The 2632-nt window shown below is 26.7% G+C and carries 2 protein-coding genes; both read left to right on the top strand.

The features are described from left to right. Positions 1 to 22: 22 nt before the first annotated feature. Positions 23 to 1684: a peptidoglycan D,D-transpeptidase FtsI family protein gene (locus tag NSA58_RS18615; protein WP_039679405.1), complete on the top strand. Its 1662-nt coding sequence runs from the start codon at positions 23 to 25 to the stop codon at positions 1682 to 1684. Between the two features lie 77 nt (positions 1685 to 1761). Then, positions 1762 to 2412, top strand: coding sequence for an RNA polymerase sporulation sigma factor SigK (gene sigK / locus NSA58_RS18610; protein WP_039679406.1), 651 nt, complete (start codon positions 1762 to 1764; stop codon positions 2410 to 2412). Positions 2413 to 2632: the final 220 nt, after the last annotated feature.

Genomic DNA, 2632 nt, shown 5'->3' with positions numbered 1-2632 from the left:
ACAAAGGATAAGAGGTGATTAAATGACGAGGAAGAAAAAAAATACATCAAATAAATTAATAAAAAGAAGAATAAAATTTTTTTTTATTGTTTTTTTATTATTGTGTACTTATCTAACATACGAAATAGTAAATTTAACAATATTTAAAAATGAAGAATATGAAAGTAAAATAGATAGTCAAAGTTTGGAAACAATAAATCTAAATAGTGGAAGAGGAATTATCTATGATAAAAATAATTTACCTCTTACAGATCAGAAAAAGAGTAAGGTATTGCTTGTACCAAAAGATATAGTAAGTGGCAATTTTAAAAATGTTGCGCTTATAAAAAAAGCAACAAAATTAACTGAAGAAGATATATATAAATCTGTACAAGAACAGTTATCAAATGAAATTATTGAAATAGATATTGACTATATTGATAAAAGTAAAATAGAAGAACTAAAAGAAAAAAATATTTTAGTGAAAGAAAAGACAGTTAGATACTCAAATAGTAATTTACTAACTCATTTAATAGGATATATAAAAAAATCAGAAAATAATGGAGTTAGTGGAATAGAAAAATATATGAATGAAGAATTGAAAGATAGCAATAAAAACTATGTGTCAGTATTTAAAGCAGGTGTAAATAGTAAAGGTCTTAAATACTTAAAGGGTAGTATTGAAGAAAATTCAAATAGCGAAAATTCTTCCCATCTAAAATTAAGTATAGATTCTAAAATACAACAAAAAGTAGAAAAACTTATGGATAAAGAAGAAAATCCAAGTGCAGTTATAATTTCTGATATTAAATCAGGAGCAATTTTAGCAATGTGCTCAAGGCCAAACTTTAATCAAAATAAAATTTCAGATTATAAAGATAGTACTAAAGGAGAGTTACAAAATAGAGCATTGGCTGTTACATATCCCCCAGGATCTGTATTTAAATTAGTAGTATTATATGCAGCATTAGAAAATAATGTAATAGATGAAAATTACAGATATAATTGCAATGGAAGTATAAAAATAGGGTCTTCTAGTGAAGTTTTAAATTGTAATAATAATGTTGCTCATGGTGCAGAAGATATAAGTGATGCATTTGCTAACTCTTGTAATTGTGCATTTTATGATATAGCAAAAAGAGTAGGTAGTGAAAAAATATATGAAGCTATAAAAACACTATATTTAGATGAAAAAGTGGATATAGGAATAGATGAAGAAAAAGATTCTAAGTTACCAGAGAATATAGCTCTAAGTAACTTAGCTATTGGTCAGGCTGATATAGAATTTACTCCACTTCAAATTAATCAGCTGACTCAAATTATAGCTAATAATGGAACATATATGCCACTATACATATATGATAGTATTATAGATAATAATGAAAATACTATAAAAGCATATAAACCTAATAAAAAATCAGACATAATATCTCCTTATACTATGACTAAAATCAAAAATATGATGATGAAAGTATCAAAGGAAGGTACAGCTAAAGCATTAGTAAATCTGCAAGGTGGATGTGGAGTAAAAACAGGAACTGCTCAAAGTAGTTTGAATGGTAAGGCCATATCTCACGGATGGATTACAGGCTTTTATCCAGAGATAAATCCTAAATATGCAATAACTGTTATAGTTGAGGGAACAGAAAAAGAAAGCAAATCAGCAACTCCAATTTTTAAAGAAATCTGTGAAAATTTAAAATAAATTTAACAAAGAATAGTCAACTTTAGAAGGCCACTTTCATATAATTTAGAGTGACACCTAAAAAAGGGGGTGGCCTGTTGACTATTCTAAAATCATTTGAAAAACCATTAACCCCTGAAGAAGAGATACATTATTTATCTTTATTAAAAAATGAAAATAATCAAGAAGCTAAAGAAATACTAATAGAGAGGAACATGAGATTAGTTGCTCATATAGCAAAAAAATATAATAATTCTAATGAGGACCAAGACGATCTTATATCAATAGGTACCATTGGTTTAATTAAGGCCATTGAGACATTTAAAGTGGATAAGGGAACTAGATTAGCAACTTATGCATCAAAATGTATAGAAAATGAAATTCTAATGAATATCAGAACTAATAAAAAAAATAAGGTGCAAGTTTCTCTTCAAGACCCTATTGGTGTAGATAAGGAAGGGAATTCCATTAGCTTAATAGATATATTAGGTACAGAGCCAGATTATGTGATAGATCAGGTTGAACTAAAAGTACAAATAAGTAAGCTTTATGAAAAACTGGATAAAATTCTAACAGAACGAGAAAAAGAAATTATCCAATTAAGGTATGGACTTACACCTTTGGGATATAAAACTCAAAGAGAAATATCTCAAAAGCTAGACATATCACGCTCGTATGTATCAAGAATTGAAAAAAAAGCTCTTAAAAAGTTGAGAAAAGAATTAAAATCAGAAAAAAGCCTTGAATAAGGCTTTTTTTGTCGTGTATAACTTTTTTATTTCTATCCAGAAAGTGACAAAATATTTAATATAATTATGATAATATAACTTATATGATAAAAAAAGAGAAGAAAATATGAAATTTATACTCAAGAATAGTATTTTTTGGTAACAGACAAAAACTATGTAATTTTGTAAATAGAAAAGATATTATTATCAGTTATAAAGGGGGAAACTTGATGCCTTTAAA

The sequence above is a fragment of the Terrisporobacter muris genome (assembly GCF_024621905.1).
Lineage (GTDB): Bacteria > Bacillota > Clostridia > Peptostreptococcales > Peptostreptococcaceae > Terrisporobacter > Terrisporobacter muris.
Note: the sequence above shows the minus strand (reverse complement) of the source record. Positions and strands in the feature narration are given on the sequence as shown.